Source organism: Shinella sp. BE166, assembly GCF_051201095.1.
Classification (GTDB): domain Bacteria; phylum Pseudomonadota; class Alphaproteobacteria; order Rhizobiales; family Rhizobiaceae; genus Shinella; species Shinella lacus.
Genome location: NZ_JBPEHL010000007.1, coordinates 265446 through 288533 on the forward strand (window position 1 = coordinate 265446; position 23088 = coordinate 288533).

The window sequence follows — 23088 nt, forward strand, 5'->3', positions numbered from 1 at the left end:
TTCCACGCTCATCATCCAGTAGAAATTCTATCGCATGTCCGACGCCATACGCCGCCTCCCCTCGCTGAATGCCTTGCGTGTTTTCGAGGTGGTGACGCGCCATCTCAATTTCCGGCTCGCCGCCGAGGAGCTCGCCGTCACCCAGGGTGCTGTCGCCCAGCAGGTGCGTGGGCTGGAGGCGGAGCTGGGGTTAAAGCTGTTCGATCGCCAGCCGCGCACGCTCGCGCTGACGGAAGCCGGGCGCAGCTATGTCGCCAATGTCCGCCGCGCCTTCGAGCTGATCGCCGAGGCGACGGAGGCCCTGCGGCCGGAGCCGCAGCACCTGACGATCAGCGTCACGCCGACCTTCGCCTCGAAATGGCTGATCCCGCGCCTGCCCGAGTTCACCGCCGCCCATCCCGATATCGACCTGCGCATCCTCGCGACCGACCGGATTTCCAACTTCCAGACCGATGCCGTCGATCTGGCGGTGCGCTACGGCCGCCCGCCCTTCGGGCCGGGGCTCGACGTCGACCTGCTGTTCGAGCAGGTGGTGGTGGCGGTGGGGAGCCCGCTTCTCATCGAAAAGCTTGGAAGCCCGGCGCAGGCGGAGGCCTTCGCGCGCTACGCGCTGCTGCACGACGCACATGATTTCTGGCCGCAGTTCCTCGAACAGGTCTTTCCGGAAGGGGCGCCCACCGCGCCAAAAAACATCCGCTTCAACCAGACGGCGCATGCCATCGAGGCGGCGATTGCCGGCCAGGGGCTGGCGCTGGCGAGCCGGCTTTTCGTCGAGGGGGATATTCGCGATAGCCGGTTGACGCGGCTGTTTGCAGTGGAAATGCGGGCGGGCGCGGATTTTTATGCCGTCTCGCCCCGCAAGCCGCGCCATGCCACATCCGTCGCGGCGGTGCGGACCTGGCTTGCGACCGCCGACGGCCGCAAGCGCTAGGAAGCGATCAGGCCGCGTCCTTCGTCCAGTTCACGCCGCCGGCATCCGTCAGCAGGAAGGCCTCACCGCAGGCCTTGGCCAGCGTGCGCACGCGCAAAATATAGCTCTGGCGTTCGGTGACCGAGATCACGCCGCGGGCGTCGAGCAGGTTGAAGACGTGGCTCGCCTTGATGCATTGGTCATAGGCCGGCAGCACGCATTTGTGCAGACGCTGGTTGTCGGCATCGCCCGGCGCACCGGCGGCCAGAAGCGCCTGGCACTCCTTTTCCGCATCGATGAAATGGCGGTGCAGCATGGCAGTGTCGGCGAATTCGAAGTTGTGGCGAGAATATTCCTGCTCGGCTTGCAGGAAGACGTCGCCATAGGTGATCTTCTCGTCGCCCTCGCGGCCGTTGAAGTTCAGGTCGTAGACGTTGTCGACGCCCTGCACATACATGGCGAGGCGCTCGAGGCCATAGGTCAGTTCGCCGGCGACGGGCGCGCATTCGATGCCGCAGACCTGCTGGAAATAGGTGAACTGCGAGACTTCCATGCCATCGCACCAGCATTCCCAGCCCAGCCCCCAGGCGCCGAGCGTCGGGCTTTCCCAGTCGTCTTCGACGAAGCGCACGTCATGCAGTAGCGGATCGAGGCCGATCGCCGCCAGCGAGCCGAGATAGAGCTCCTGGAGGTTCGACGGGTTCGGCTTCAGGATGACCTGGTACTGGTAATAGTGCTGGAGGCGGTTGGGGTTCTCGCCGTAGCGCCCATCCGACGGGCGGCGCGAGGGCTGCACATAGGCGGCGCGCCAAGGGCGGGGCCCGAGCGCGCGCAGCGTCGTTGCCGGGTGGAACGTGCCGGCGCCCACTTCCATGTCATAGGGCTGAAGCACCGCGCAGCCCTTGTCCGCCCAATAGTTGTGCAGCGTCAGGATAAGCCCCTGGAAGGAGCGCGTCGGGTTCATATGGTCAGGCAGGGCGGCTGAGGTCATCGGTTTCGTCCGGGCATTCTTTGAAAAAGCTGGCGGACTGGTGCCACGATGCGCCGGAAGGGTCAAGGGTTTCGGGCGGCTCGCCCCAAACCTCTCAGTGCCGTTCGAGCGAGCGGAACAGGCCGGAGCCGGCGGCCTGGGTGACGGCCTGCACGCGCTGGGGCGCCAGATCCGGCACCTGATGCAGCTGCCGGCGCAGGCCTGCGGGCACGCGCGCGCCATACCAGGCGGCGAGCATCGGAAGCTCGCGGCGCAGCGAGCTCTTCGCCTGCCAGCCGAGCGCCTTCAGGGCACGCGTATCGAGCGGCGGGCGGCCGACATTGTCCGGCCGGCCGGCGGTGAAGCTCACGCCGGAGATCGGGTCCTGCACCGCATCGAGCACGAGGCGCGCGACGGAGAGGATGTCGTGCAGGTCATCGCCGGCAACATTGTAGGTGGCGTTTTCCGCGCCGCCGGTCACGACCGTGCGCAGGGCCGAGCAGAAATCCGTCATGGTAACGAAGGCGCGCGTCTGCATGCCGTCGCCATGCACCGGCAGCGGGCGGCCGACGGTCGCGAGCTCCAGGAAGCGCGGCAGAAGCTTTTCGGTGTTCTGGCGGGTGCCGACGATGTTGACCGGGCGCAGCACGCGGATATCGAGTCCGAAGGAGCGGCGCAGGCCCGCGATCAACATTTCGGCGGCGGCCTTGGAGGCGCCGTGCGGATTGTCGGGAAGCAGCGGCGCAAGCTCGCCGATCAGCCCGCCACTGCCGGCGCCATAGACCTCCGCCGAGCTGATATGGATCATCAGCGGCACGCGGCGGCGGCCCATCGCCTCCACCAGCACCTGAGTGCCGAGCGCATTGGCGAGCGTAAAACGTTCCGGCACGGAAAAGGCGCGTTCGACATGGCTTTCGCCGGCCGCATGCACGACGAGATCGGCATCCTTCAGGACCTCGGTGACGAGGTCAAGATTGCCGACGTCGCCTTCCTGCAGCGTTACGCGGCCCGTGCGGAAGGCGGCGTCGAGATGCGACATGTCGGCGGCATAGGTGAAGGAATCGAGCACGCGCACGCGGGCATTCGGGCAATGCTGGAGCAGGTCGTCGACGATGTGCGAGCCGACGAAGCCGGCACCGCCCGTCACGACGATGGTGCGGATCCGATCGAGATCGAGCGAGGCCATGGTGTACTCCGTTCATCGCAGGCGCTTTTCAGGACGCCATCATGGCGACCCTTGCCGTTAGATCGGGCTTCCTGCCCGCGCGGGCAACGCCAACCTTGGGATGCAAAGGAATAAATGCGGCATTAACCTTACGACGCTTGGTTAATGTCCCGGCGCGGCACGGCGCGAGCCGCAGGCCGCTCCCGCGACGGCACGAAAGCGTGCCGAAAGGCTACTCGTCGTCGCGGCGCAGGCGGTATTCGCCGGTTTCCGGATCCTTGACGAGCGTGCCGGTTGCCCCGGTGCGGCGTTCCTCCTCGCTGCGCTTGCGCAACTTGCTCAACCGCTCGGCATCCGCCACGAACTTGCGATAGCCGAACCAGGCAAGGCCGACGACCAGAAGCAGAAAGATGATCTGGGCCATCGCCCCTCCCCTATTCTTTTATTGTGTGCGCGATCAGGAAAGGCCGAAGCGGCCCCAGAGCGCCTTTTCTTCCGCGAGACCGGCCACGGCGGCCACGCCGGCCGAGCTTATACGCTCCGCCATGTCACCGGAAAGCCCCCCGATGCCCGGCGCCTTGCGGCCGAACAGCCCCTTGGGCGCCGAAACCAGCTCCAGCCGCGTCTTCGGCCCATAACGCCGCTTCAGTTCCGAGCGCATGTCCGAAAGGCCATCGACGAGGCCGAGTGCGACGCCGCGCCCGCCCGTCCAGAACAGGCCGGAAAACAGGTCCGGATCGTCGGCGAGCTTCGCGCCGCGGCGGTCCTTCACCATGTCGATAAAGACCTGGTGGATTTCGAGCTGGAGGGATTTCAGATATTCGATCTCGTTTTCGCGCTCCGGCTGGAACGGATCGAGGATCGCCTTGTTGGTGCCCGCGGTATAGACGCGCCGCTCGACGCCGATCTTCTTCAGCATTTCCGGAAAGCCGAAGCCGCCGGACACGACGCCGATCGAACCGACGATCGAGGTCGGATCGGCAAAAATCTCGTCACCGGCGAGCGCGATCATATAGCCGCCGGACGCCGCGACATCCTCGACGAAGACCAGCACGCGCTTGTTCTTTTCCGCCGCAAGCTCCCGGATGCGCTGGAAGATCAGCCGCGACTGCACCGGCGAGCCGCCGGGCGAATTGATGGAGATCGCCACCGCCGGCGCATCACGATAGGCGAAGGCCTTTTCCAGTGCCGGCGCGGCAGTCGAAAGATTGAGCGGCGGACGGAACTGGCTACCCGCCGCCATGATCGCCCCTTGCAGCCGGACAACGGGGATCGCGACCCCCTCCTTGCGGAACCTCTTCGGCACCAGCGACTTCAAAAATCCGGCCATCGCGCGATCCTGTCTCCTGTTTCGTTGCCCGGCTGATGTATGCACGACCGGGGAAAACACAAGATTCAGCGGCATAAATCGTCGAAACCTATGGCGCCTCGTAATCCGCGTCGTCATCGATCGGCGGCCCGGGCTCGACCTGGCGACCGTGGCGAACAAGCAGGATCAGGACGGCATCGACCGTGAGTTCATAGTCTATGCGATAGTCGCCGAGAACGATGCGGTAGATGCCTTCGAGTGGGATATCCTGCCGCAGGAACCCCGATTGCGGGAAGCGGGCGAGTTGCCTGCCGAGCCGCGCCACGCTTGCGCGAAACGCCGCGGCGGCAGCGGGGTTGCGGTCGCGCAGATAGCGGATTTCCTGCTCGACGAAAGCTCTGGCCGGCGGCGCAAACAGCACCTTGCGCATCAGGCGGCATTGCCGGGAAGGTTGCGGTCCATTTCTGCAAGCAGATCGCCCAGTTCCGTCGCGCCTTCGTCTGCGGCCGACTGCCTGGCCCGGTCGAGCTCGACGATTTCCCGCCCCTCGCTCGCAAGATAGGCCTTCATCGCCCGCACCATGACCCAACTGCGGGTGCGGCCGGAGATGCGCGCAATCGTCTCGATTTCGGCCAGCACGTCACTCGGCAATCGAAGCGCGATAGGGTCGGAGAGGTTCTTTTGATTTTCCATGGAAAACCCCGCAATTTGTAATACAAGGTCTTCGATTACCGCTAAATTGTCAACGCCGCAGCCGCGGATAGCTCGCGCGGCCATTGTTGAGATCGTCTACGAAGGGCGTGAAGGCGTGGTGTGGGCCGTCGTGCATGACGAGGGGCATGCGCAGCGCGAGGCGGGCGCGGGAGCCCTTGATGGCGGTGATGAGGATGCGCAGCGCGCTTTCTCCCGCGCGGGGGTGGATGGGGGTGATCTCGATGCCGCCGAAACGGCGGCCGCAGGCGACGATGATCTCGGCGATCGATTCCGGCCGGGCGATGAGCGAGAGCTGGCCGCCGGGTTTCAGGATGGCGCCGGCGGTGCGGATCCAGCGCTCGAAGAGGTCGTCCTCCATGGCATGCGCCTCGGCCTTCAGCGCATCCGGCGTGCGCCGGTCGGCGCCATCGTTGAAGGGCGGGTTCATGATGACGTGATCGTGTGCGTCGTCGGCAAGGCCGGCAGCGACGCGCGCCCTGCCGGCGAGCGAGACGTCTGCTTCGATGACCGAGACACGGCCGGCGAAGGCGGCGTTCAAGTCCAGGGCCAGCGACTTGCGGGCGAAATCGGCCATCAGCGCAGAACGCTCGACGAGCAGCACCTCGGCCTTTTCGAGGCGCACGGCGACGGCGAGACCGGCTGCACCGGCACCGGCGCCAAGATCCGCCACTCTTATCGGCCCGTCGCCGGCAACGAGGGCCGCGAGCAGCATCGCGTCCATGCCGGAGCGGTGCCCGATGCCCTTCGGCTGGACGACATGGAAACGGCCGCGGTGGAAGGCGTCGACGGTTTCGGCGATGGCCGTCCGCGCATCCGCCTGCTCCTGGCTCACGGCCGCAACTCCGCCGCCAGCCCAGCGTCCTTGAGGATGCGGCGTGCCTCGTCTTCCCGGTCGGCTTCCACCAGGAAGCGGCGCGGCAGCATGCCGAGCGAGCCTTCAAGGATGCTCATCGCCTCGTCGGCGATCAGGCAGTGGATGCCGGCCTCCTTCATCAGGCTTTCCGCGAAGGAAAGCAGGACGACGTCGTTGGTGCGGATCAATTCGATCATACGGGTTCTTTTTCCAGCCATAATTGCCGAGGCGGGACAATTCGCCTCTTGCCGCAGGAAGCCCCGCTTTCTATTGTCTTTCAACAAAAATGAACAGGAGTCCGGGCATTTGGGCGTCGTGATACCGCTTGAAGAAGGCAAAAACAAACAGGCATCGGTGAAGCCGCTCGTCGATCTGACAAAGGCCGACATGGAGCGGGTGAACCAGCTTATCCTGTCGAAAGCCGGCTCCGACGTGCAGATGATCCCGGAGGTCGCCAACCACCTGATCTCTTCGGGCGGCAAGCGGCTGCGCCCCATGCTGACGCTCGCCGCCGCCTCGATGTTCGGCTATGACGGCGACCATCACATCAAGCTTGCGACCAGCGTCGAGTTCATGCACACGGCGACGCTGCTGCATGACGATGTGGTGGATGAAAGCGACCTTCGCCGCGGCAAATCCACCGCGCGCATGATCTGGGGCAACCAGGCAAGCGTGCTCGTCGGCGACTTCCTGCTCGGCCAGGCCTTCAAGATGATGGTCGAGGTCGGGTCGCTGGAAGCGCTCGACGTGCTTTCCACCGCCGCCACCGTGATCGCCGAGGGCGAAGTGCTGCAACTGTCGGTCGCCAAGAACATGGAGACGACCGAGGACGACTATCTCCAGGTCATCCGCGCCAAGACGGCGGCGCTTTTCGCGGCCGCCGCGGAAGTCGGCCCGATCATTGCCAGCACCAACCGGGCCGAGCGCAACGCGCTGAAATCCTACGGCATGAATCTCGGCCTCGCCTTCCAGCTCGTCGACGATGCGCTGGACTACGGCGGCAAGGCGGCCGACCTCGGCAAGAACACCGGCGACGATTTTCGCGAGGGCAAGATCACGCTGCCCGTCATCCTCGCCTGGCGGCGCGGCACGACGGAAGACCGCGCCTTCTGGCGCGAGGCCATCGAGGGCGGCAAGAGCGACGACGCCAACCTGGAGCGCGCTTTCAACCTTATCACCCGCTATGGCGGCCTGACGGACACGATCGCCCGCGCCCAGCACTATGGCATGATCGCCCGCGATGCGCTGGCCCCCCTGCCGGCGAGCCCGTGGAAGGATGCGCTGCTCGAGGTCATCGACTTCTCGATTGCCCGCGTGAGCTGAGCCACGGAAGGTTGAATTCGGTCCGGCAGGATTTTCTTGCCGCACCGCGCCAAAAAAGCCATTCTCTACCGTCATGAGTCCGTGACTGATTTGGGCCTGATCGTGGCCGGATTTGGCGCGACCGGCCTCCGGGGCGAACTCTACACTTTCTGGCGAAAGGCATTTTGATGCGGCATTCCCTTCTCCTTCGGCTTCTCTCCGGCGTGGCGATAGCGGCCAGCATCGTGCTTGCCGGTCCCCTGGCCGGCCCCCAGGCGGCCTATGCGGAGGACAAGCCCGCAGCGGCAGCCGCCGAAGACACGCCGTTCGATCCCTTGAGCGTCAACACCTTCTCCGGCGCCTTCCTGGCCGCCCGCACGGCGGATTTCGACAAGGACTACGAGACCGCCGTCGCGCTCTACAAGATCGCGCTGCAGTTCGACGCCACCAACACCGACGTCAAGCAGCGCCTGATGGTGACGCAGCTGATGAACGGCGACTTCGAGGAGGGCGTGAAGCTCGCCGATGCGCTGCGCAACGACCCGGCCGTCGAGCGCATCACCGCCGTGGTGCGCGGCATGGAGGCAATCCGCAAGCGCGAATACAAGAGTGCGGAAAAGATTCTCGTCTATAACGGTCCGAACGATCTGGACCGCATGATGAACGACCTGCTGCTCGCCTGGGCCAAGTTCGGCGACGGCAAGTCGAAGGACGCCATCAAGCTGATCTCCAGCATGGACGGGCCGGAATGGCTCGCCATCTTCAAGAACTATCATGCCGGCGCGCTCGCCGCCGCGGCCGGCGACAAGGCGACGGCACGCGCCCGTCTCAACGATGCAGTGCTCGACCGCAATGGCGCCAGCGCCGCGCCGGACACGTTCATCCGCGCCGTCATGGCGCTTGCCCGGCTTGAGGCCCATGAGGGCAACAAGCAGAAGGCGCTCGATGCGATTTCGGTCGGCGACAGCTTCATCACCAGCTATGCGCCGCTGAAGGCGCTGCGCCAGAGCATCGAGGCTGGCGAAAAGCAGGAACAACAGGTGCGCACGGCAGCACAGGGTGCAGCCGCCGTGCTGTTCTCGATCGGCGGGGCGCTGAACCGCGAAGGCGCGGAAGACATCGTCTCGCTCTATATGCAGGCGGCGCGCGCGCTCGATCCGGATAGCGACGACATGCTGGTGCTGCTCGGCGGGCTTGCCGAAAACCAGAAGAAGCCGGAACGCGCCATCGAATATTACCGCGCCGTGCCGGAAAAGTCGCCGATGCGGCGCATTTCCGAATTGCAGCTCGGCCTGAACCTCGCCGATACCGGCAAGGTCCCGGAAGCCAAGAAGCACTTGCAGGAGCTGATCGAGGCCGACCCGTCGGATCTCCGCAGCTATCTGGCGCTCGGCAGCGTGCTGTCCGACGCCAAGGACTACAAGGACATGGCGGCGCTCTATGACCGCGCCGTCGAGGCGATCGGCCCGGTGCCGACGCGCAACCACTGGAGCGTCTTCTTCCAGCGCGCCATCGCCTATGAGCGCCTGAAGGAATGGGAAAAGGCCGAGCCGAACTTCCGCAAGGCGCTGGAGCTCAACCCGGAACAGCCGCAGGTGCTGAACTATCTCGGCTATTCTTGGGTGGACATGAACATCAACCTCGACGAGGGGCTGGACATGATCCGCCGCGCCGTCAGCATCAAGCCTGACGACGGTTATATCGTCGACTCGCTCGGCTGGGCCTATTATCGCCTCAACCGCTTTACCGACGCCGTGGCGGAACTGGAGCGTGCGGCGGAGCTCAAGGCCGGCGATCCGACGATCAACGACCATCTGGGCGATGCCTACTGGCGCGTCGGCCGCAAGCTGGAAGCCACCTTCCAGTGGAACCGCGCGCTCGGCCTGAAGCCGGAAGAGGCAGAAATCCCGAAGATCAAGCTGAAGATCGAGAACGGCCTGCCGGAGCTCAAGAAGACCGAGCCGGCCTCGGCGGAAGCCAAGGACGAAAAGCCGGTGCAGAACCCCTCGCCGGAAGGCACGGCGGTCGACCGCAAGTCCTGACCGCATGCCTGACGCCGACCCGCTCTCGGGCTTCGCCGTCCTTGAACGGGCGCCGGCCAAGATCAACCTCGCGCTCGCCGTCGTCGGCCAGCGCGAGGATGGCTATCATCTCCTCGAAAGCCTCGTGACCTTCACCGCCTATGGCGACCGCATCGGCCTGTCGCCGGCGGCGGAGGATCGCTTCACGCTGTCCGGCCGCTTTGGCGAGGCGCTTGCGGCCGATGGCGACAATCTCGTTACCCGCGCGCGCGACCGGCTGCGGGCCGCGCTGGCGAAGCATGGGCAGGCCGCCCCGCCCGTGCACATCCACCTTGAAAAGAACCTGCCCATCGCATCGGGCATCGGCGGCGGATCGGCGGATGCGGCGGCGACCCTGCGCGGGCTTCTGGCACTCTGGCAGGCAGACCTGCCGAAGAACGAGCGCGACGCCATCGCTATCGGCCTCGGCGCAGACGTGCCGATGTGCCTCGTCGGCCAGCCGCTGATGGCCCGCGGCGTCGGGGACAGCATCACGCCGCTGACCATGCCGTCCATGCCGATCGTGCTCGCCAATCCCATGGTCGGCGTCTCGACACCGGCGGTCTTCAAGGCGCTCGCCTCAAAACACAATCCACCCTTCGTTCCCGTCACAGGCCGTGAAGGCTGGGTGAGCCTGCTTTTGCGGCTGCGCAACGACCTCGAACCCCCTGCCCGCCAGCTCTGCCCCGAGATCGCCTCACTTTCGGAGAGCCTCTCGGCCACCGGCGCGGATCTCGTGCGCATGTCCGGTTCCGGCGCCACATGCTTCGCGCTATACCCATCCGATGACGCCGCCCAAGCCGCAGCCGCGGCGCTTGGCAGGCGGCACCCGCAGTGGTTTTTCGCCGCCACGCGCACGATTGGAGCGACCCATGGCACGCATTGACGAGACAAGGCCCTTCATCCCGGTCGGCATCGCCGTGCTCACCGTCTCCGATACCCGCACGCCCGACACGGACCGCTCCGGCGATACGCTCGTCGCCCGCATCGCCGAGGCCGGCCACCGGCTCGCCGCCCGCGCCATCGTGACGGACGACGTCGCCGAAATCCGTGCGACGGTGGAGGCCTGGACGCGCGACGAGGCGATCGACGTGGTCATTACCACCGGCGGCACGGGCTTTACCGGCCGCGACGTGACGCCGGAGGCGCTGGAGCCGATCTTCGAAAAACGCATGGACGGCTTTTCCGAGGTCTTCCACCGCATCTCCTACGACAAGATCGGCACGTCGACGATCCAGTCGCGCGCGACCGGCGGCGTCACCAATGCCACCTTCATCTTCGTGCTGCCGGGCTCGCCGGGCGCCTGCAAGGACGCCTGGGACGGCATTTTGAAGGCGCAGCTCGACTATCGCCACATGCCCTGCAACTTCGTGGAGATCATGCCGCGCCTCGACGAGCACCTGAAGCGCACCGCCGGCTGACCTGTTCCATAGGGCACTGCGCGCGCCTGCATCGCCACCTATGACTTTCCCAGCAATCGAAAAGTTGAGGAGAGACCAATGGGACGCACGATCAACGGCACCAACCGCGCAGACCGCTTCGTACAGGGCAGCAGCTTCGACAATGTCGAAGTGACGATTTTTGCGCGCGGCGGCAACGACACCATCATCCTCAACCGCACCGACGATTTCGGCGGCCGCAACCAGGTGGATGCCGGCGCCGGAAACGACAGCGTCGTCAACATGAAGGAAGACGGCAGCGTCATCCTGCTCGGCGCGGGCAACGACACCTATGTCGGCACCGGCTTCGGCTCCTTCGTCAACGAGCGCGCCGACATCGTCAAGGCCGGCGCCGGCAACGACAAGATCGCCGTCAGCACCTTCAAGAGCAGCTATTTCGGCGAAGGCGGCAACGACCGTTTCTTCTCCGTCGGCGAGCAGAACACCTTTCATGGCGGCTCGGGCGTCGATTCGATCAGCTATCTCCCGCGCGACGACGACAATGTGGTCGGCGGAACCGGCGTCGGCATCGATCTCGGCAACGGCCTGGCGCAGACCGGCTCCAACCGCTTCGAACGCCTGATCAGCATCGAGAATGCCGAAGGCACCAATGCCGGCGACATTCTCTTCGGCTCCAGCGTCTCAAACCTCCTGAAGGGCCTTGGCGGCGACGACCAGATCGCCGGGCGCGGCGGCAACGACGTGCTTACCGGCGGCCGCGGCATGGACCTGTTGCAGGGCGACAGCGGCGCCGACCGCTTCGACTTCAACGGCGTATTCGAATCAGCGGTAGGCGCGCGGCGCGACGTCATCCTCGATTTCACTGGCGGCGAAGGCGACAAGATCGACCTGCGCGACATCGACGCCAATGCCGGCCGCGGCGGCAACCAGGCCTTCGCCTTCATCGGCGGCAACGACTTTTCCGGCAATGCCGGCGAGCTTCGTGTCCAGGGCGGCTTGGTGTCCGGCGACGTCAACGGCGACGGCCAGGCCGATTTCGAGATCGAGGTCCGCGGGCTGGACGGCCTCTTCCGCAGCGATTTCCTGCTTTAATCCGCGATCTCGGCCCGCATGGCCTTCACCACCCAGGCGGGCACGATCTCGGCGACCAGCTTTCGCACGCCGGAACGGCCCGCCATGTCGGCGAGCGCCATGCCGGTGCGCACGGTCGCCGATGCCTGGCGCTTGCTGACGAGATACCCCTGCTCCAGCGGCGCGGCGCGGCGCGCAAACCGCTTGAAGAACGGCCGGCGATGGTTGCGCGAGCCAAGAAAACGCGCCGGGTTCTTGTTGATCGACACATGATCGACGATGGCATCGACCCAGCCGGCCAGCGGGCGCGCGCCCGGCTCCAGCAGCAGCAGCCAGTCGCCGCGGGCGGAGCGCACGACATCCTTCATGTCCCAGCTCGTCAGGAACCGGCAGCCAGCCGCATCCGCCACCTTGGCCGAGCCGTCGCGCGAGCCGTGGTCGAGCACGATCACGTCGCGCACGATGCCCTGCACGGCGCCCGTCACCAGCGCCGACAACGTCTGCGCAAGCTCGGCCTCGTTGTCGCGGCATTCCAGGATGATTGTCAGCATTCCTTTGCAATACCGCATTGCAGCATGGATTTCCACCGCCCCCACCCCGCCATGTTCCGGCATGGTTAGAAAGCATGGTTAGCGGCGCGGGGAATTTTGTTCTTGCATTGTTCTCGTTTCGGCGATAGGAATATAGTCATTGGAACGGGGGTCTGCCCCGCCGGAGACAGCCATGAACGATCTTGCCGATCTCAGGCAGGGCGCCCTCGCGCCCGGCCACACGAAAGACGTTGCCGAGGCGCTGATGGCACAGACGGGCATGCGCGTCGATGGGGACCGCCGGCGCGGCCGCGGGGCCGGGCTCAACTTCACCGGCCGGTTCGAGCCGGTGACGCGCGAGACCGTCGACGACGGCTGGCAGACGCTGGAGGAGCTTCCGCCCTTCCGCACCGAGGTGCAGGTGGAAAAGCCGCGCACCATCATCACCAGCAACGATTCGCCCGACATTCCCTTCGACCGCTCGATCAATCCCTATCGCGGTTGCGAGCACGGCTGCATCTATTGTTTCGCCCGGCCGACCCATGCCTTCATGGGCCTCTCCGCCGGCCTCGATTTCGAGGCGAAGCTGTTTGCCAAGCCGGATGCGCCGAAACTCTTGGAGCGCGAGCTTTCCAAGCCCGGCTACAAGCCGCGGGTCATCGCGATCGGCACCAACACCGATCCGTACCAGCCGATCGAGAAGGAATGGCGCATCATGCGCCAGATCCTCGAAGTGCTGGATGCCGCCAATCATCCGGTGTCGATCGTCACCAAGTCGGCGCTGGTCATGCGCGACATCGACATCCTCGGCCGCATGGCGGCGCGCGGCCTTGCCTGGGCCGGCATCTCGGTCACCACGCTCGACCGCAAGCTGGCGCGCACCATGGAGCCGCGCGCCGCGACCCCGCCGCGCCGGCTGGAAGCCATTCGCGCGCTGTCAGAGGCCGGCATCCCGGTCGCCATCATGATGGCGCCGATCATTCCCGGCCTGAACGATCACGAGATCGAGCGTGTACTCGATTCGGGCAAGGCGGCCGGCGCCTGCGAGGCGAGCTATGTGCTGCTCCGCCTGCCGCTGGAAGTAAGCCCGCTCTTCCGCGACTGGCTGCTGCGCCATTATCCGGACCGCTACCGCCACGTCATGTCGCTGGTGCGCTCGATGCGTGGCGGCAAGGATTACGACGCGGAATTCGGCAAGCGCATGAAGGGCGCCGGTCCCTATGCCTGGCAGATCGCCCGCCGCTTCGAAATGGCGGCGAAGCGGCTGGAGTTGACCCGCACCCGCCGCAGCCTCGCCAGCGACCAGTTCGTGCCGCCTTCGGGCAGCGGTGTGCAGCTCTCGCTGCTTTAGCTGTACCCCGGGTGTTCCCGGATCGCGCGAAAACGACATTCGACCGGGCATTCGTGCCCGGCATCATCTTCCGGCCCGTCTTCCCCGGGCGTGCCGGTTGTTCCTCCGGCATCCGCCTCCTGCCGGGGGACTTGCAGGGAATCGGACGGATGTGCGAGGTTCGCCGCATGTCCCGTCCCGCATCCTCCGATTCCCGCCTTCTTTTCGACCTGCCCGAAGGGCCGGATTTCCTGATGGAGCTTGCCGCCCGCAAGCGCGGCCTCTGGCCGGTCGCCGGCACGGACGAGGCGGGCCGCGGCCCGCTCGCCGGCCCCGTCGTCGCGGCCGCCGTGGTGCTCGATCCGGACAATATTCCGGAGGGGCTGAACGATTCCAAGCAGCTGAGCGCCGCGAAGCGCGAGCAGCTCTTCACGCTCATCATGCAATCGGCCTTCGTCTCCGTCGCCTCCAGCTGTTCGCGCCGCATCGACGTCATCGACATCCGCAAGGCAAGCCTGGATGCCATGCGCCGCGCCGTCGCCGGGCTCGAAGTCGCCCCGAATCTCGTGCTGGCGGACGGCCGCGACGTACCGCCTGGCCTCGCCTGCGAAGGCCGCGCCGTCGTCAAGGGCGATGCCCGCTCGGTCTCCATCGCCGCCGCCTCGATCGTCGCCAAGGTCATGCGCGACCGCATGATGGCGCGTGCGGAAGCCACCTTCCCGGGCTACGGCTTCGCCCTCCACGCCGGCTATGCCACCGAGGTCCACCGCAAAGCCATCCAGGCCATCGGCCCCTGCCGCCTGCACCGCATGAGTTTTCGCCCGCTCAAGCAGGAATAGCCCCGCCCTGTTCCATCCGGAACAGCGCACATCTCAGCGATATGGGAAAGTCTGATCACTGGATGAGAGAGGCTCATCCCTCACAGAGATCAGGAGAGACCCCCCATGCGCAAGATCATCGTTTCCGCCACCATCGCCCTCGTCGCCGCCGTTTCCTTCGCCGCCCCCTCGCAGGCCGGTTACTACAGCTACGGCTACAAGCCGCATTGCTTCGTCAAGAAGATCCATTCCTACGACTACTACGGCAACCTGATCGTCAAGAAGATCAAGATCTGCAAGTAAGCGTCACGCCCCACTGACCTCCCCGAGGGCCCGGATGTTCCCCTGCATCCGGGTCTTTTGCCGTCCGCCGAAAAGCAAAAAGGCCGGAGCAATCCGGCCCTGTTCCACCCGGAACAGCGGGCATCTCAGCGATATGGGAAAGTCTGATCACTGGATGAGAGAGGCTCATCCCCAACCAAAGATCAGGAGAGACCCCCATGCGCAAGATCATCGTTTCCGCCACTGTCGCCCTCGTCGCCGCTGTTTGCTTCGCCGCCCCGTCGCAGGCCGGCTACTACAGCTATGGCTACAAGCCGCATTGCTTCGTCAAGAAGATCCACTCCTACGACTACTACGGCAACCTGATCGTCAAGAAGATCAAGATCTGCAAGTAAACGTCGCCCACTGACCTCCCCGAAGGCCCGATGTTCCCCTGCATCCGGGCCTTTTGCCGTCCGCCAAAAAGCAAAAAAGCCGGATTGCTCCGGCCCTGTTCCGTCCGGAACAGCGGGCGGTCGGGTGATGTGGGAAAGTCCGATCACTGGATGAGAGAGGCTCATCCCTCACAGAGATCAGGAGAGACCCCCATGCGCAAGATCATCGTTTCCGCCACCGTCGCCCTCGTAGCCGCCGTTTCCTTCGCCGCCCCGTCGCAGGCCGGTTACTACAGCTACGGCTACAAGCCGCATTGCTTCCTCAAGAAGATCCATTCCTACGACTACTACGGCAACCTGATCGTCAAGAAGATCAAGATCTGCAAGTAAGCGTCACGCCCCACTGACCTCCCCGAAGGCCCGGATGTTCCCCTGCATCCGGGCCTTTTGCCTGTGGCCCAAACAGCAAAAAGGCCGGATTGCTCCGGCCTTTTTCATATCATGCTGTGAAAAGACCTCAGTTGAGGCGGGTCTTCACTTCGCTGATGGCGTTGTCGAAGAGTGCCTTGCCGGTGGCCGCATCGGCCTTGGCGGCGATGACCTTTTCGGCGGCGGCGACTGCGAGGTCGACGGCGGCGGCGCGCACGGCGTTGATCGCGTCGGCTTCCGCCTGCTTGATCTTCTGCTCGGAGAGCACCGTGCGGCGGGCGACGTATTCCTCGGTCTTCTGCTTGGCTTCCGCGGTCAAAAGGCTCGCTTCGCGTTCAGCGGCGGCGACGATGCTGGCGGCTTCCGCCTCGGCATCCTTGCGCTTGCGCTGGTATTCGGCGAGCAGGTGCTGGGCTTCCTCGCGAAGGCGCTTGGCTTCCGCCAGCTCGTTCTGGATCTTTTCCGCGCGGGCGTCGAGGCCCTTGGCCATCATGCCCGGAACCTTGAGGTAGGCGATGAGGGCCAGGAACAGCAGGAGGCCGACAAAGGCATAGAATGTTGCGTCGAATGCCATGGGATGCTCCTTATTCGCCTGCGGCCGATTTGACGGCCGAAGCGACTTCGGCCTTGGTGGCCTTGGCGCCGATCAGCTGCTCGACAACGGCTGCCGTGGTTTCCTCGGCGATGGCGCCGACATCGGCGAGCGCCTTGGCCTTGATTTCGGCGATGCGGGTTTCGGCACCGGCGATCTTTTCCTGCAGCGAGGCTTCGATCTTGGCGCGCTCGGCGTCGGCCTTGGCCTTGGCTTCGTCGCGGGCGGTCGAGGCGATCGCATTGCCCTTGGCGCGGGCGGTGGCGAGATCCTGCTCGTAGGCAGCGATCGCGGCATCCGCTTCAGCCTTCAGGCGCGAGGCTTCGTCGAGATCCTGCGCGATGCGGTCATGGCGGGTCTCGAGGATCGAGCCGATGCGCGGAATGACGACCTTCGACATGAGAAGGTAGAACAGACCGAAGGTAATCGCCAGCCACAGGAGCTGCGATGCGAACGTGGTCTGGTCGAAAGGCGGGAAGACGCCGGTGGCGTGTTCGTCGCCATGGGCCACACCCGTTTCGGTGTGCGTTTCGCCTGCCGGCTGAGCCGCATGCGCATCCGCAGGGGTCTCATGCGTTTCCGCAGAGGTTGCCGCCTGGGCGATTTCGAAAGGGGTGGACTCGGCCGATGCCAAGGTCACAGACATGCTGACCTCCAGGGGGCATTCTCAATCATGTACGAAACGTACGATGGACCACGGCCCTGTCGGGCCATGGTCCAGTCCTCGGCCGATATCAGACGGCGAAGAGGAGGAGGAGAGCGATGAGCAGCGAGAAGATGCCCAGAGCTTCCGTAACGGCGAAGCCGAATACGAGACGGCCGAACTGGCTGTCAGCGGCAGACGGATTGCGCAGAGCGCCGGCAAGGTAGTTGCCGAAGATGTTGCCGAGGCCGAGAGCCGTGCCGGCGAGACCGAACGTGGCAAGACCTGCGCCGATGAACTTTGCTGCTTCCGCTTCCATGATGAACTCCTTGAATGGGTTGTTGCGGCTTATGAGCGACGCCCGAAGGCGCCGGCGACTGTTTCCTTAGTGACCACCCGGATGCACGGCATCGTTGAGGTACATGCATGTCAGAACTGCGAAGACGTAGGCCTGCAGGAACGACACGAGGAATTCGAGACCGGTCAGGGCGACGGTCATGAGAAGGGGCAGGATCGAGCCGACCACACCGACGGCGCCAAGGGCGCTGAGCGAAGTGACGAAGCCGGCGAAGACCTTCAGCGTGATGTGACCCGCCAGCATGTTGGCGAAAAGACGGATCGAGAGGCTGATCGGGCGCGAGAGGAACGAGATGACCTCGATCGAGACGACCAGCGGCAGGAGCGCGCCGGGCACGCCCGACGGCACGAAGAGCTTGAGGAAGCCGAAACCGTGCTTGTAGAAGCCGTAGACGACGACCGTGCCGATGACGAGCAGCGCCAGCGCAAAGGTGACGATGATCTGGCTCGTGACGGTGAAGAAGTAGGGCATCATGCCGAGCAGGTTTGCCGTCAGCACGAACATGAAGAGCGAGAAGACGAACGGGAAGAACTTCATCCCGTGGCTGCCCGCCCCTTCCCGGAGCATCGAGGCGATGAACTCGTAGGACATTTCCGAGACCGACTGCATGCGGCTCGGGACCAGGCCGCGCTGGCCGGTCGTGAAGTAGAGGAAGCCCGTGGCGACCGCGACGGTGGCGACCATGAAGAGCGAGGCATTGGTGAACGAGAAATCGATACCGCCGATTTCGATCGGAACAATCTTGTTGACCAGGAACTGATGGGTCGGATCGTTGGACACCGCTTATCTCTCTCGCTTGCCCGCCTTGCGGCGGAAGTCACCCATTAAGTGGACCGCACCCTCAGGCGCCATCCTTCGTCTCGGTTTCTTTCCGCCCGCTCCCGGCCCCGCCGGGATCGCGCCCGGCCAGCCTGTCGACCGGATGGGGCGATGCCACCATGCCAGCCGCGCGCATGACGTTCAGAACGCCGGCGCAGAAGCCGAGGAGCAGAAGAACGATCATCCCCCACGGCCCTGTACCTGCAAAATGGTCCAAAAGATAGCCCAGAAGCGCCCCGACGATGACGGCAGCGACGAACTCGCTCGAGAGCTTCATGGCCACCGCGTAGCCCTTGCGGCTCTCGGATGCCCGTGCCTCGGCGGCCTGTTCCGCCCCGTCGTCCTTGCGCCGTTCCGCGAGTTCCGCGTCCAGGCGCTTCAGCCGGTCTTCCAGACTTCCCTTTTGCTGATCGGTCATGGCGTCCTCCCGTTCGTTCCCGCGGAGCTTTCGCCCCATTGCGGACATATTGAAGGCTAGGATTCAAGCCATATCCGACCCCTTTCGAAGTCGGCCGCAACATAGTTTTAGGTGCCAGCATAGTCAAGGCATGGCGAAGCTTTGCGCCACAGCAAATATATTGAAGAAAATCAATAAATTATCAGGATTCACGCCGGAGGCGCGACCGATCGTCCCGGGAATCGTTTCCGCTTGCGCGCGGACTCACCCTTGAGCCGCGACAGCGCGCCCCTCAGCTCCAGCCGCCGCCATAGGTGCGGTAGAAGATGTGCTGGCCGATCTTGGCGACCCGCTTCATGGTGCGCCCCCACGGCGGCTTCACATAGGTCGCGTGGTAATGCGTGGCTGAGCCGACGTCGTCGAGCCAGATCTTGCCCGCGGTGACCGCCATGGCGATCTCCTTGGCGGTCTTCCAGTGCCAAGGGGCGAGAATCAGGTCGGGAATGCGGTCGCAGGCAAAAGAGAACTGGCAGCGGTTGCGCCAGTTTTCGTTCTGGTAGACGACGCCGCAGATGGTGTTCGGATAGGTGGGGTTGCGCACGCGGTTGAGGATGACCTGCGCCACGGCGGCCTGGCCCTTCACCTCCTCGCCGCGCGCCTCGAAATAGATGCCTTCGGCGAGGCATTTCTGTTCCTTGGCGGTGAAGACCGCGGCCGGCAGCGGGGTCGCGGCCCAGGCGTGGTCTTCCGGAGAGATATCGGGGATGAAGCGACCAAGCTCCTTGTTCGGCTTCAGGATCGAATCGAAGGGTGATTCCCGGGCGTAATCCGGCTCGACGCGGGCATAGGCGGTGGCGAGGACGTCGGCCTTGTCGCTGGTGACGAGGCTGGCGATCATCGGCGAGAGGCCCTCGTCCTTATGGACCGGCTTCTTCTTGTAGAAGGCCGTGGCGATCTCGATTTCCTTGCCCTTGATCTGCGGCTTGGCGAAGGCCATGCGCTCGCCGGTGTCGAAGACCGGCGAGAAGATCGCGCTGGTGCGCTCCAGGATGGAGCCGGCGGTAAAACCCTTCGGCGGCGTGACCGGCAGGACCGCGATGATGCGGCCCTTCTTGTCGCGGCGGTTGACGCGGTCCTCGTCGGGAATGCCGCCCTTGCCCTTGTGCTCGCTGCGCAGCGCCGCCTTGACGCCGCCCGGCAGTTCCACGCCGGCACCGCTCTCGATGCCGCCGGTGGTCATGGCGTCGGCAAAGGCGATCTCGACTTCGTGGATGGAGCCGGCGGGCGAGCGGGTCAGCACCATGGTCTGGTTGCCGCCCTTGCGGTTGAGGCCGGAAAGGTAGGTGGCGAGGTCCGTATGGGCCGCCTGGGTGGGAAAGCCGGCGACGATGCCGAGGCCGACAACGAGCGGGATTTTCCATTCCCGCTTCGCAAGGGTCTCACGCAATTCCGCTGTGCATCCTTGCCGGAACTGCCGCAGGAAGGCCAGGAAGCGCCCTGCCCCTGCATGACGAATGCTACGCTTACGCAACTTTTTACTCCGCACGCATGCGCAGGCACGCCGCCAGTATGCGATGGCGTGTCTTCCTGCCCGAAACTGACTGTATGGGAGCCCTGCCGCGCCGAAGCACGGGCCCGAAGCGGCTCGTTGTCAGGGTAAAATGAAGCATTAACCTTGATGGTTGGTTAATGCTGATAAACCGCATTGGGGAGGCCAGTCACCTCCCCTTCACATTTTCGTCAGATGACGACGTGCGAGCCGAGCTCCACGACGCGATTGGTCGGCAGGCGGAAGTAATCGGAGGGATCGGTCGCGATATTCGCGAGGCCAATGAACAGCCGGTCCTGCCACATCGGCATGCCCGATTCGGCATCCGGCACCAGCTTGCGGCGGCCGAGATAGAACGAGGTCGACATGATGTCGAACTTGTGCCCCGCCTTTCGCATAAGGCCGAGCGCGTGCGAGACGTTCTGCGTCTCCATGAAACCGAAGCGCATCTCGATCCGCGAGAATCGGTCGGAAATCCGCTCCACCGAGAATCGCTCGGCGGGGATGACGCGCGGCGTGTTGGACGTCTTGACGGTCAGGATGAAGTTCTGCTCGTGCAGGACGTGATTGTGCTTGATGTTGTGCAGCAGCGCCGCGGGCGCAAAATCCGGATCGCTGGTCAGGAAGATCGCCGTGCCGGTGACCTGCACCGGCGCATGCGCGCTCTGCTTCTCAACCGACTTCACGAAGGCCGGCAGCGGCACCTCGATGCGCCGTGTCTTGTCGCGCAGGATGCGGGTGCCGCGCGTCCAGGTCCACATCAGCACCACGACGGCACCGGCGATGGCCACCGGCACATAGCCGCCGTCATGCACCTTGAGCAGGTTTGCGCCGAGGAAGGTCAGTTCGAGCAGGAAGAGCGGCAGCAGCACGGCGACGGTGGCCAGCAGCGACCAGCGCCAGCGTTTGCGAAGGAATTCGAAGGCGAGCACGGTCGTCACCACCATCGCGCCGGTGACCGAGATGCCGTAGGCGGTCGCGAGCGCCTCGGACGAACCGAAAATGAAGACCAGCATCATCACGCCGAATAGCAGCACCGTGTTGACGCCCGGCAGGTAGATCTGGCCGGTCTGGGTTTCGGATGTGTGGAAGATTTCCATGCGCGGCAGGAAGCCGAGATGGATTGCCTGGCGGGTCAGCGAAAAGGCGCCGGTGATGACCGCCTGGCTGGCGATGATGGTGGCCGCCGTCGCCAGGATGACGACGGGCAGCAGCGCCCAATTCGGGAACATCAGGAAAAACGGATTCTCGATCGTCTCGGGATGCGCCAACACCAACGCGCCCTGGCCGAGATAATTCAGCGTCAGCGCCGGGAAGACCAGACAGAACCAGGCCCACTGGATCGGACGGCGGCCGAAATGGCCGAGGTCGGCGTAGAGCGCTTCCGCGCCGGTGACCGTCAGGAACACCGCGCCCAGCACGACGAGGCCGACATAACCCTCGTTATACATGAAGAGCACGGCGTAATAGGGATTGAAGGCGGCCAGGATGCCGAGGTCGTCGCTAATATGGTTGATGCCGGCGACGCCCATGACGATGAACCAGACCGCGGTGATCGGCCCGAAAAACCGCGACACGGCGGCCGTGCCCCAGGACTGCACGGCAAAGAGCAGCACGAGGATGACCACGGAAATCGGCACGACATAGTCGCCGAGCGTCGGCGTCACCAGCTTCAGGCCCTCGACGGCCGAGAGAACCGAGAGCGCCGGCGTGATCATCGCATCGCCGATGAAGAGTGCGGCGCCGGCCGCCCCCATGAAGAACAGCACGGTGGCGCGGCGGCCCGCCGTTTTCATCAGCAGCGCCAGAAGCGAGAGCGTGCCGCCCTCGCCGTGGTTGTCGGCGCGCAGCAGGAAGAGCACGTATTTCAGCGTGACGATGATCGTCAGCGTCCAGATCATCAGCGAGATCAGGCCGATCACCTCGACGCGCGACACGCCATCGTCGGCGACCGGGCGGAGCGCCTCGCGGAAGGCATAGAGTGGGCTCGTGCCGATATCGCCATAGACGACGCCGACGGAGCCGAGGGCGAGAAGGAACAGTGTGCGCGCCCTGTTGTGGGAATGCGGGGCGCTACCGGCGTGTTCGTGCATGGGGCGATCAGGCTCTAGAGCCAGCCTTTCCAGCGAAAGAAGAAGAACGGGAGGATCGCCGACAGCAGCATGGCCGCCAGCGTCAGCGGGTAGGCATAGGCAATGTGCAGTTCCGGCATGAATTCAAAGTTCATGCCGTAGGTGGAGGCGATCAGCGTCGGCGGAAGCAGCACGACGGAGGCGATCGAGAAGATCTTGATGATGGCGTTCTGCTCGAGATTGATCAGGCCAAGCGAGGCATCGAGCAGGAAGGTGATGTTGCCGGCGACGAAGCTTGCATGTTCGGACAGCGACTGCACGTCCCGCGTCACCGTGCGGCAGAGTTCGAGGCTCTCGCGGTCGGATTGCAGCGCCGGCACGCCATGCAGGAAGGTCAGCATGCGCGAGAGCGACATGAGACTGTCGCGCGCCTTGGCGACGAGGCGGTGCAGCGCGGAGACCTGCACGACGCGGTCTTCCAGGTAGTGCGCCGGCCGTCGGCTGAGATGGTGGTTGCCGAAGACCTCCAGGGAGAGCTTGTCGGCGCGACCGACCGCGATCTCCAGGATTTCGGCGGTGCGGTCGGCGATGGTTTCGAGAAGCCGCGTGATCAGCACCGTCGGCGAGGCGCAGCCGCCCGGGATGCGGTGCATGCCGGCCTTGAACAGCGAGAACGAACGCGGCTCGGCATAACGCACGGTCAAAAGCCTGTCCGGCGTCAGGATGAAGGCGACGTCGGTCAAGTGCGGCAGGTCGCTTTCCGCCTTCACCATCAGCGAGGCGGTCATGTAGGTCGCGTTGCCGTCGGTGTAGAGGCGGCTCGACGGCTCGATGTCCTTGAGTTCGTCGCGGGTGGGCACGTCGATCCTGAGCGCCCGCTCGATCAGCGCCTCGTCGTCGCGGGTCGGCTCCATGAGGTCCACCCACACGGCACGATCGAGAATCTCGGCGGCGGCGGAATCGCTTTCCGCCGGCAGGGTGCATGCCTCGCCGTTGGGACGGAAAACCGTGATCACCGGCGAATGGCTCCGGAACGGACCATCGCTCACACTCCTGATTGAACGCCGCCTGTGGCGGGTTGGCCGCGCATATTGCGCGGCGCAACATAAAAATCAAGCTTACGGCGCTGAACGCGGTTGGG

The 23088-nt window shown here is 64.8% G+C and carries 28 protein-coding genes; 11 read left to right on the plus strand and 17 right to left on the minus strand.

Features of this window, described 5'->3' with window-relative positions:
• The first annotated feature begins 34 nt into the window (after window positions 1-34).
• Window positions 35-931: a transcriptional regulator GcvA gene (gene gcvA, locus J2Y63_RS19460; RefSeq protein WP_435267451.1), complete on the plus strand. Its 897-nt coding sequence runs from the start codon at window positions 35-37 to the stop codon at window positions 929-931.
• 7 nt (window positions 932-938) lie between these two features.
• Here the strand turns inward: gcvA and J2Y63_RS19465 are convergent, their stop codons facing one another.
• The 8 genes from J2Y63_RS19465 to J2Y63_RS19500 form a co-directional block, all read right to left on the minus strand.
• Window positions 939-1901, minus strand: a complete 963-nt coding sequence (locus J2Y63_RS19465; RefSeq protein WP_256118545.1) for a glycine--tRNA ligase subunit alpha — start codon at window positions 1899-1901, stop codon at window positions 939-941.
• Window positions 1902-1995: 94 nt separating this feature from the next.
• Complete coding sequence (locus J2Y63_RS19470) at window positions 1996-3066, minus strand: dTDP-glucose 4,6-dehydratase (protein WP_435267452.1); 1071 nt, start codon at window positions 3064-3066, stop codon at window positions 1996-1998.
• Between the two features lie 211 nt (window positions 3067-3277).
• Entirely contained in the window at window positions 3278-3469 is a 192-nt protein-coding gene (locus J2Y63_RS19475) for a hypothetical protein (protein WP_064329246.1), read from the minus strand.
• Between the two features lie 33 nt (window positions 3470-3502).
• Complete coding sequence (locus J2Y63_RS19480) at window positions 3503-4375, minus strand: S49 family peptidase (RefSeq protein WP_435267453.1); 873 nt, start codon at window positions 4373-4375, stop codon at window positions 3503-3505.
• A gap of 88 nt (window positions 4376-4463) precedes the next feature.
• Complete coding sequence (locus J2Y63_RS19485; RefSeq protein WP_435267454.1) at window positions 4464-4784, minus strand: type II toxin-antitoxin system RelE/ParE family toxin; 321 nt, start codon at window positions 4782-4784, stop codon at window positions 4464-4466.
• Complete coding sequence (locus J2Y63_RS19490) at window positions 4784-5047, minus strand: CopG family ribbon-helix-helix protein (RefSeq protein ID WP_435267455.1); 264 nt, start codon at window positions 5045-5047, stop codon at window positions 4784-4786. Before J2Y63_RS19490 ends, J2Y63_RS19485 begins: the two co-directional genes overlap by 1 nt.
• A 49-nt stretch (window positions 5048-5096) precedes the next feature.
• Entirely contained in the window at window positions 5097-5900 is an 804-nt protein-coding gene (locus J2Y63_RS19495) for a tRNA1(Val) (adenine(37)-N6)-methyltransferase (protein ID WP_435267456.1), read from the minus strand.
• The gene (locus tag J2Y63_RS19500; protein WP_435267457.1) at window positions 5897-6118 is read right to left on the minus strand and encodes a DUF2007 domain-containing protein; all 222 of its coding nucleotides are present in this window, start codon (window positions 6116-6118) and stop codon (window positions 5897-5899) included. The genes J2Y63_RS19495 and J2Y63_RS19500 overlap by 4 nt, the downstream gene beginning before the upstream one ends.
• Before the next feature lie 109 nt (window positions 6119-6227).
• Between J2Y63_RS19500 and J2Y63_RS19505 the strand changes: the two genes are divergently transcribed.
• The 5 genes from J2Y63_RS19505 (at window position 6228) to J2Y63_RS19525 (ending at window position 11775) form a co-directional block, all read left to right on the plus strand.
• Window positions 6228-7244 (plus strand): polyprenyl synthetase family protein, encoded by a 1017-nt coding sequence (locus tag J2Y63_RS19505; RefSeq protein WP_256118541.1) that lies wholly within the window; start codon window positions 6228-6230, stop codon window positions 7242-7244.
• A 167-nt stretch (window positions 7245-7411) separates the two neighbouring features.
• The gene (locus J2Y63_RS19510; protein ID WP_256118540.1) at window positions 7412-9265 is read left to right on the plus strand and encodes a tetratricopeptide repeat protein; all 1854 of its coding nucleotides are present in this window, start codon (window positions 7412-7414) and stop codon (window positions 9263-9265) included.
• Between the two features lie 4 nt (window positions 9266-9269).
• Complete coding sequence (locus tag J2Y63_RS19515) at window positions 9270-10169, plus strand: 4-(cytidine 5'-diphospho)-2-C-methyl-D-erythritol kinase (RefSeq protein ID WP_435267458.1); 900 nt, start codon at window positions 9270-9272, stop codon at window positions 10167-10169.
• The gene (moaB, locus tag J2Y63_RS19520; protein WP_435267459.1) at window positions 10156-10704 is read left to right on the plus strand and encodes a molybdenum cofactor biosynthesis protein B; all 549 of its coding nucleotides are present in this window, start codon (window positions 10156-10158) and stop codon (window positions 10702-10704) included. Before J2Y63_RS19515 ends, moaB begins: the two co-directional genes overlap by 14 nt.
• 78 nt (window positions 10705-10782) lie before the next feature.
• Complete coding sequence (locus tag J2Y63_RS19525; RefSeq protein WP_435267460.1) at window positions 10783-11775, plus strand: calcium-binding protein; 993 nt, start codon at window positions 10783-10785, stop codon at window positions 11773-11775.
• On the opposite strand, the gene J2Y63_RS19530 is transcribed toward J2Y63_RS19525, so the two are convergent.
• Entirely contained in the window at window positions 11772-12305 is a 534-nt protein-coding gene (locus J2Y63_RS19530; protein WP_435267461.1) for a glycosyl transferase, read from the minus strand. The genes J2Y63_RS19525 and J2Y63_RS19530 overlap by 4 nt on opposite strands.
• 172 nt (window positions 12306-12477) lie before the next feature.
• On the opposite strand from J2Y63_RS19530, the gene J2Y63_RS19535 reads away from it, so the two are divergent.
• From J2Y63_RS19535 to J2Y63_RS19555, 5 genes are all read left to right on the plus strand, one after another.
• Window positions 12478-13635: a PA0069 family radical SAM protein gene (locus J2Y63_RS19535; RefSeq protein ID WP_256118534.1), complete on the plus strand. Its 1158-nt coding sequence runs from the start codon at window positions 12478-12480 to the stop codon at window positions 13633-13635.
• 149 nt (window positions 13636-13784) lie between these two features.
• Window positions 13785-14453, plus strand: coding sequence for a ribonuclease HII (locus J2Y63_RS19540; protein ID WP_435267462.1), 669 nt, complete (start codon window positions 13785-13787; stop codon window positions 14451-14453).
• A 105-nt stretch (window positions 14454-14558) separates the two neighbouring features.
• Window positions 14559-14735 (plus strand): hypothetical protein, encoded by a 177-nt coding sequence (locus J2Y63_RS19545; RefSeq protein ID WP_256118222.1) that lies wholly within the window; start codon window positions 14559-14561, stop codon window positions 14733-14735.
• A gap of 197 nt (window positions 14736-14932) precedes the next feature.
• The gene (locus tag J2Y63_RS19550; protein ID WP_435267463.1) at window positions 14933-15109 is read left to right on the plus strand and encodes a hypothetical protein; all 177 of its coding nucleotides are present in this window, start codon (window positions 14933-14935) and stop codon (window positions 15107-15109) included.
• Between the two features lie 192 nt (window positions 15110-15301).
• Window positions 15302-15478 carry a hypothetical protein gene (locus J2Y63_RS19555; RefSeq protein WP_435267464.1) on the plus strand — a complete coding sequence of 59 codons (177 nt, stop codon included), beginning with the start codon at window positions 15302-15304 and terminating at the stop codon, window positions 15476-15478.
• Window positions 15479-15605: 127 nt separating this feature from the next.
• Here J2Y63_RS19555 and J2Y63_RS19560 read toward each other — a convergent pair whose 3' ends face one another.
• From J2Y63_RS19560 to J2Y63_RS19595, 8 genes are all read right to left on the minus strand, one after another.
• Complete coding sequence (locus J2Y63_RS19560) at window positions 15606-16091, minus strand: F0F1 ATP synthase subunit B (protein WP_256118531.1); 486 nt, start codon at window positions 16089-16091, stop codon at window positions 15606-15608.
• Between the two features lie 10 nt (window positions 16092-16101).
• Entirely contained in the window at window positions 16102-16755 is a 654-nt protein-coding gene (locus J2Y63_RS19565) for a F0F1 ATP synthase subunit B (protein ID WP_256118530.1), read from the minus strand.
• A gap of 88 nt (window positions 16756-16843) precedes the next feature.
• Window positions 16844-17071, minus strand: a complete 228-nt coding sequence (locus tag J2Y63_RS19570; RefSeq protein WP_024270186.1) for a F0F1 ATP synthase subunit C — start codon at window positions 17069-17071, stop codon at window positions 16844-16846.
• Between the two features lie 66 nt (window positions 17072-17137).
• Window positions 17138-17890, minus strand: a complete 753-nt coding sequence (locus J2Y63_RS19575; protein WP_256118529.1) for a F0F1 ATP synthase subunit A — start codon at window positions 17888-17890, stop codon at window positions 17138-17140.
• 61 nt (window positions 17891-17951) lie between these two features.
• Window positions 17952-18347, minus strand: coding sequence for an AtpZ/AtpI family protein (locus tag J2Y63_RS19580; RefSeq protein ID WP_435267465.1), 396 nt, complete (start codon window positions 18345-18347; stop codon window positions 17952-17954).
• Between the two features lie 271 nt (window positions 18348-18618).
• A complete protein-coding gene (locus tag J2Y63_RS19585; RefSeq protein ID WP_435267466.1) occupies window positions 18619-19773 on the minus strand; it encodes a cell wall hydrolase in 1155 nt (384 codons plus the stop codon).
• Window positions 19774-20066: 293 nt separating this feature from the next.
• Window positions 20067-21968 (minus strand): potassium transporter Kup, encoded by a 1902-nt coding sequence (locus J2Y63_RS19590; protein WP_435267467.1) that lies wholly within the window; start codon window positions 21966-21968, stop codon window positions 20067-20069.
• A gap of 14 nt (window positions 21969-21982) precedes the next feature.
• Window positions 21983-22963 carry a magnesium transporter CorA family protein gene (locus J2Y63_RS19595; protein ID WP_435267468.1) on the minus strand — a complete coding sequence of 327 codons (981 nt, stop codon included), beginning with the start codon at window positions 22961-22963 and terminating at the stop codon, window positions 21983-21985.
• Window positions 22964-23088: the final 125 nt, after the last annotated feature.